Annotated in this window: 5 protein-coding genes; 3 read left to right on the top strand and 2 right to left on the bottom strand. The window is 44.3% G+C overall.

Annotation, left to right across the window (positions count from 1 at the left end; translation table 11 throughout):
• The 3 genes from A142_RS02045 to A142_RS02035 all read left to right on the top strand — a co-directional run.
• Window positions 1-536, top strand: a 536-nt coding sequence (locus tag A142_RS02045) for a response regulator (RefSeq protein ID WP_019820526.1), incomplete at its 5' end; no start/stop codon positions are given.
• Between the two features lie 169 nt (window positions 537-705).
• Window positions 706-2,277, top strand: a complete 1,572-nt coding sequence (locus A142_RS02040) for a BCCT family transporter (RefSeq protein WP_019820525.1) — start codon at window positions 706-708, stop codon at window positions 2,275-2,277.
• Between the two features lie 323 nt (window positions 2,278-2,600).
• Window positions 2,601-4,484: a methyl-accepting chemotaxis protein gene (locus A142_RS02035; protein ID WP_016788533.1), complete on the top strand. Its 1,884-nt coding sequence runs from the start codon at window positions 2,601-2,603 to the stop codon at window positions 4,482-4,484.
• Between the two features lie 81 nt (window positions 4,485-4,565).
• Here the strand turns inward: A142_RS02035 and A142_RS02030 are convergent, their stop codons facing one another.
• Window positions 4,566-5,987: a hypothetical protein gene (locus A142_RS02030; RefSeq protein ID WP_019820524.1), complete on the bottom strand. Its 1,422-nt coding sequence runs from the start codon at window positions 5,985-5,987 to the stop codon at window positions 4,566-4,568.
• A 241-nt stretch (window positions 5,988-6,228) separates the two neighbouring features.
• Window positions 6,229-6,773: redoxin family protein (locus tag A142_RS02025; RefSeq protein ID WP_019820523.1), on the bottom strand; the 545-nt coding region annotated here is incomplete at its 5' end.

The raw sequence follows: 6,773 nt of genomic DNA, 5'->3' as shown, positions 1-6,773 counted from the left end.
CCGCCAGTAATGGGCTAGAAGCGGTAGAGGTGGTTAAGTCTCTGCGCCCTGATGTGGTGTTGATGGATATCAGCATGCCTATCATGAATGGCATTGATGCCACCCATCTGATTAAAGAAGAAGACCCAGAAGCCAAGGTACTGATGCTGACTATGCATAACAACCGTGAATACATCATGAAGGTGATGCAATCGGGTGCTGTCGGCTACATGTTGAAAGAGATTTCGGCTGAAAAAATGGTGCAGGCAATCAAAACGGTCAATCAAGGATCGACCTATTTCTGTGAAAAAGTCACGCAGAATTTGTTTACTCAGCCGATTACTCCTACGCCATCGGTCAAGAATCCATTGAGTAGACGTGAAGAAGCGGTGTTGAAATTAGTCGCGAAAGGGGAGAGTAGTAAAGAGGTCGCGAAGGCACTGAATATCAGCTATCGAACGGTAGAAACCCATAGGCAAAATATTAAGCATAAGCTCGACATTCACTCTACAGCAGAGCTTGCTAAGTACGCGGTCAGCTCCGGGCTTGTGGACTGATCTTACGCTAAATTACATTAAATGTGTAATTTAATTACTAAATGTGTAATTTAGGCCTCCTTTATGGAGGTTTTTTTAGTATTTTTGCGACAGGTTGATATTCTTCTTTTCGAAATTTAAGCGCCGAATGCAATGTTGCAAACTGTGCGCTGCAAATTAGAGAGGAAGCGTGGAGCCTGTAAAAGATAGGTATAGTATTGAAAATACCGATTATACAGTAGGACAAGATAACGTTCAGAAATGGGGTTTTGATGTTCATAACCCAGTATTTGGTATTAGTGCGGGACTTATCGCTTTGTTCCTGATCGGTGTTCTTATTACAGATACCGCTTCAGCAAAGGCTGCGCTAGATGGCGTTAAAGGCCAGATTATCAATTCGTTTGATTGGCTTTTCATCTGGTCGGGTAATATTTTCGTAATTTTCTGCTTAGGTTTGATTGTTTCTCCGTACGGCAAAATCCGCCTTGGTGGTGTTGATGCGACGGCAGATTACTCATTCTTCTCTTGGCTATCGATGCTGTTTGCCGCAGGTATGGGTATCGGCTTGATGTTCTGGAGTGTGGCAGAGCCAGCGGCTTACTTCACGGGTTGGTTTGAAACTCCGTTAGGTGTTGAACCAAACACACCAGAAGCTGCAAAACTGGCATTGGGCGCAACCATGTATCACTGGGGTCTACACCCTTGGGCGATTTATGGTGTAGTAGCACTGTCACTTGCGTTTTTCTCTTACAACAAGGGATTGCCTCTTTCTATCCGTTCTATCTTTTACCCAATTTTAGGTGATAGAGCTTGGGGCTGGGCAGGTCACATTGTTGATATTCTTGCTGTACTTGCAACGCTATTTGGTCTGGCGACATCGTTAGGTCTTGGTGCACAACAAGCGGCAAGTGGTATTCAGCATGTATTCGGCATTGAAGCGGGCTTAGGTCTGCAAGTTATTGTGATTACAGCGGTGACTTTATTGGCGGTAGTATCAGTACTTCGTGGTATTGATGGTGGCGTTAAAGTTATCAGTAACATCAACATGTTGGTGGCTTTCCTACTGCTTATCTTAGTGGCTCTAATCGGCTACGCGGTGACTTTAGGTTCTATCCCAACAACATTGATGGCATACATTGAAAACATCATTCCGTTGAGTAACCCTCACGGTCGTGAAGATGAAACGTGGATGCACGGTTGGACTGTATTCTACTGGGCTTGGTGGATCTCATGGTCACCATTCGTAGGTATGTTTATCGCTCGTGTTTCTAAAGGTCGTACGGTTCGTGAGTTCATCACAGCAGTACTGATTGTACCGACTACCGTGACTATCATTTGGATGTCAGTATTCGGTGGCATGGCGATTGACCAAATCGTGAATAACGTTGGTATTCTTGGTCAAGACGGCCTAACGGATGTATCACTAGCAATGTTCCAAATGTTTGATGCACTGCCGTTCGGGACTCTGCTTTCAATCATTGCGGTTGTATTGGTTCTAGTATTCTTCATTACATCGTCTGACTCAGGCTCTCTAGTAATCGACAGCATCACTGCGGGTGGTAAAGTTGATACGCCAGTGCCTCAACGTGTGTTCTGGGCGTTCCTTGAAGGTGCGATTGCTGTAGCTCTATTGTGGGTTGGTGGTACTGAAGCAGTACAAGCTCTACAAGCGGGTGCAATCTCGACGGCATTACCATTTACCATCATTCTATTACTGATGTGTGTGAGCTTGCTAATGGGTATGCGTACAGAAAAACGCTAGGCTTTTTAAGCTGAAATCTACTGCAATTTATACGCAGTAGAACGGTAAATACTATGAAGGCAGAAGAGGAAACTCTTCTGCCTTTTTTGTTTCCTCTTTACCGTGTTTTCTTGTCTCTTTTAAGCATGTGAAGTGCGATAAAAATGTTAATAACCGTAGAGACAATACCGCCTTAAATTTGGCGACAAGCCAAGGATTTGACATTACTTAAGCTTATGGTTTGCTTAAAATTATATTCCAATATTAAATTGTGAAATCGCTCGAATTTAATACTAATATTGGGTAGTATGCGCGAGATTCCCCACCACTCGTGAAACTTTGACATGAAACTAACACTAAAGCAGAAGTTGATAGGCGCTAGCCTATCTGCTGTTGTCGTTATGGCTACAGCGTTGACTTGGTTGTCAGCAAACCAATTATTTGAACAGACTCGTAATGGCGTATACCTACGAGCTGAAAGCGTATCTGAAGCAGCATCTGAAGGTATTAAAAACTGGATTGATATCCGTACTGATATCGCATCAGCATTTAATGACTTTTCACGAGAGGATGATGTTGTTCCTTTCCTTAAGCAAGCTCGTGTTGCGGGTGGCTTTGACGATATCTTTTTAGGTACTCCAGAAGGTGGAATGTACCGTTCACACCCTGAACGTAATCGTGCAGATTACGATCCTCGTCAACGTCCTTGGTACCAAGAAGCAAACGCTGCAGGTAAGCAAATCATCACAACCGCTTACCAAGATGCGATCACCAAAGCTCTTCTTGTAACGATTGCTGAACCGGTTCGTCACAACGGCCAACTTGTTGGTGTCGTGGGTGCTGACGTACTTATCGACCAATTGGTTAACGATGTAATCAGCCTTGATGTTGGTGACAACGCTTACGCCATGCTAATTGATGCCTCTGACGGTACATTCCTAGCACACCCAGATTCAGCGCTAAGCTTGAAGCCAGTAAGCCAGCTTTCAAACGATATCTCTATGCCTATTATCGAGAACGCAGTACGTACGGGTAGCATCGAGATTATTAAGCAACGTGGCGCAGAGAAGCTGCTTTATTTCACGAAGGTGCCTAACACTAACTGGATCTTCGCGGTTCAGATGGACAAAGCAACAGAAGAGGCGAACCACTCAACACTGCTTACTCAATTGATCACAACGGCTGTTATTATTACGTTAATCGTAATCGTATTAGTGTCTTGGTTAGTGAGCTTCCTATTCCGTGATTTGAACCGTGTTTCAGCGGCACTTGAAGAAATTGCTTCAGGTGAGGGTGACCTTACTCAACGCCTTGAGCCTAAGAGCGATGACGAAATTGGTAAGCTTGCTGAAAACTTCAACCGTTTTGTAGGCAATATGCACACCATGGTGATCAAGCTAAGCGAAGTATCTGCTGCGCTAGGCAACCAAGCACGTCAAACGGCTTCTCAAGCTGAAGAACGTAGTGCTCGTATCCAAATGCAACAAGACGAGATCAACATGGTAGCAACAGCCGTCAACGAAATGGCTGCAGCAACACAAGAGATCGCGGGTAACGCTGACCACACTGCACAGAACTCATCAGAAGCAGTTGGCGCGTGTGAGCACGGTACTGGTCAAGTGACACAGACGCAAAGCTCTATCCAAAACCTTGCTCAAGAAGTTCAAATCGCAACGAACGTTATCCTAGAACTTGAAGAGCACGGCAACAGCATCAACGCTATCTTGTCTAACATTCAAGGTATTGCAGAACAAACGAACCTACTTGCACTTAACGCTGCGATTGAAGCTGCACGTGCTGGTGAGCAAGGTCGTGGTTTCGCAGTAGTAGCGGATGAAGTTCGAGTTCTGAGCCAACGTACACACGGCTCAACGCAAGAAATTCAACAAACGATTGAGTTGCTACAAGGTACAACAGGCAAAGCGGTTAATATCATGAACGATAGCCGTACACTTGCTGAAACCAGTGTTGATGATGCGAACTCAGCGGCTGCAAGCCTAACGCAAATCCATGCTGCTGTTGAACGCATTAGCGACATGGCAACACAGATTGCTTCTGCTGCAGAAGAGCAAGCGTCAGTAACGTCTGAGATTACTCGTAACACTGAAGGAATCCGTGATGTATCTAACGAGCTAGCAGACGAAGCGCACCAAGCTGCAGAGCAAGCTGCGCAGCTTTCTGAGCTGTCTCACGAGCTAGAGAGCGAAATCAGCCGCTTCAAGCTGTAAGCGCTAACTCGTAATTTAAAAGCCGAATGTTATTGTCACATTCGGCTTTTTTGTGCGTGCTAGTTAGAGTTGTGATCCAAACTAGTTGTTCGGATAACCAGGGAATTTCCCTATAAGATTGGCGCGAGTAGGGAAGTATTTCTCCATAAACTTCACCATCGCAGGGTCGTTCTTTTGAAGCTCTGTGAATGTCGCGGAACTTAGCTCTTGAGCGCTGTAGCCTTTGTAGTTTACGTCGTAGTAGGCATACAGAGAGTAGGCTAGGTATTCTTGATCGTATGACTCAGCGTCTAGGTCAGCTTCAACAATCGTCGAGTCTTTTCCATTTGGAAAGTAAGAGCCCGCAAGAATCGCTTTTTCATTCAGCTCATCGAGTTCTTTTTGCATCACACCCCACTTTGATGAAGGTGATTGCACCGCCAAATTCATCACACCGTAGTCGTGTACAAAGTGAATGATCTCTTCAAACGCAGCGTCTCTTTTTGTCACTAAGCCCGGCTTATTTTCGCCTGCAGTAGTATCTGTCGTTTCAGTCGCGAATAGATCTTGGAAGCGGTAATTCTCATCTAAATATTCGCCTGCGTCCCTATTCGGGCCATCAGCCCAGTCTTCATCGTAAAAGAACGCCATCGCAGCTTTGCTGTCATAAATAGCTTTGGTCACCTCGGCAGGGAAGTTATCAAGGTAGTACTGCATGATCTTCTTAACGTGCGCAACTTTGGCCGTGCCGTCATTCTGTGTTTTGTCTTCGATCAGTAACGGGATCTTGTAACCATGAGCTTCTACGCAACTGCGTTGTTTGATGCCATTGTTAAGCAAGTCGCCTGTTGTGTCTGAAATAACAGAACAATCACTTGTTGGTACGCGAGCGAACGTCTTTGAAGCACTTTGAGCAAAGCTTGGAACAAATTGGATAGCGTTACTTAGGGTGTTACCCACGCGTACATAAAGGTTCATCGGTCTCATTTGGTCGATATTAAACTTGTCGCCAGTGCTATCGATGATGAATTGCTTGTTGATGGTTACGGTGTCGGCTTTTTTCCAAAGAATGATGTTCTTGATGTTGTTTTCGACTTTCGCAACAGCAAGTTTTTCTGGTGTTGTGGTTGAGTTGAAGTTCTCGTAGTAAATATTAAAGTTTTCAACATTATACGTTTTACCAGACGAGCTTGTTGCCGTTACTGTGAACGTAATGTCTGCGTCATTTTGAGTCTTATAGTTGCGCTCTGGTACACCATGAACTTGAGCAAAATTGCCGCTTGATTTTAGATTATTACCGTACTGAGTAATATCAACGTTCACGTTTTTGTCTGCACCATTTTTAATCGACTTTACGCTGAATTGCAGTGAGAAATTGTTGCCCAAGCTAACAACTGAGCTGGCACTAGATGCGTCAATGACGTTTTTTGAAGCACTGTTATTGTTACCGCCACCGCTTCCGCCGCCACACGCAGTAAGCATTGTTGTAACAACAAGAGTAGGAAAAATGAGTTTATTTATCATAGAGAACCAAATTATCTGCAAGCAATAAAGCTCGTATGTTACAAGAAATGGTATTTTCTCTTAGTAAGCCTTTGTAAGTTATGTATTGATATTACTTACAAAGGACGCATTAATGATTTGCCTGGGCGATTAGTTTGGACGGTTGGTTTAGACGATGGGTTGGCTTGGTGAGATAAGCTAGGGCGGGGAAATCGGGTGGGAGAGTAGTGGGCGGTATAAGGGCCCACTACTGAAGTCTGGATTAGAAGTATTTTTTCGCTACTTCAACAGCTTTGTTCAAATCAGGAATCATAGTCAGCTCTGGAACCCGCTGAATATGAACGATTTTGTTGTCTTTATCGACAACGAATGTGCTACGAGCCAGTAAACCAAGTTCGTTGATTTGTGTGCCTGATTCAAAACCAAAAACGTGGTCTTTGGCATCTGAAAGCAAAGTTAGGTTGTCTGTAATACCTTTCTCATTCTTGAATCGATCCAGTGCGAAAGTCGTGTCTGCACTTAGGCCGATGAATTCAATGTTACCTGTCAGTTCAGGGTTTGCTTTTACAAAGTTAGAAAGATCCTGAGCTTGTTGGTTACATACTGGTGTGTCAATCGAAGCCAGTACACTAAAGATACGCACTTTGTCTGTTTTTGCTGTGGTATCGTACGGCTGGTTTTTGTTTGTCATCAATGTCACTGAAGGCAGGTAATCACCAACTGCCAAGCTATTACCAACAAGGTTGAACGTTGTCTCGTGATTTAAAGTGATCGTGTTTTTTTCCCCCGTTGGAGCTATGTTATTGG

This window comes from Vibrio splendidus 12E03 (genome assembly GCF_000272105.2).
Taxonomy (GTDB): domain Bacteria; phylum Pseudomonadota; class Gammaproteobacteria; order Enterobacterales; family Vibrionaceae; genus Vibrio; species Vibrio splendidus_I.
Note: the sequence above shows the minus strand (reverse complement) of the source record. Positions and strands in the feature narration are given on the sequence as shown.

Coding starts and splice junctions, on each gene's coding strand:
- A142_RS02030 (WP_019820524.1), bottom strand. CDS start 5,987: ATGATAAATAAACTCATTTTTCCTACTCTTGTTGTTACAACAATGCTT.
- A142_RS02035 (WP_016788533.1), top strand. CDS start 2,601: ATGAAACTAACACTAAAGCAGAAGTTGATAGGCGCTAGCCTATCTGCT.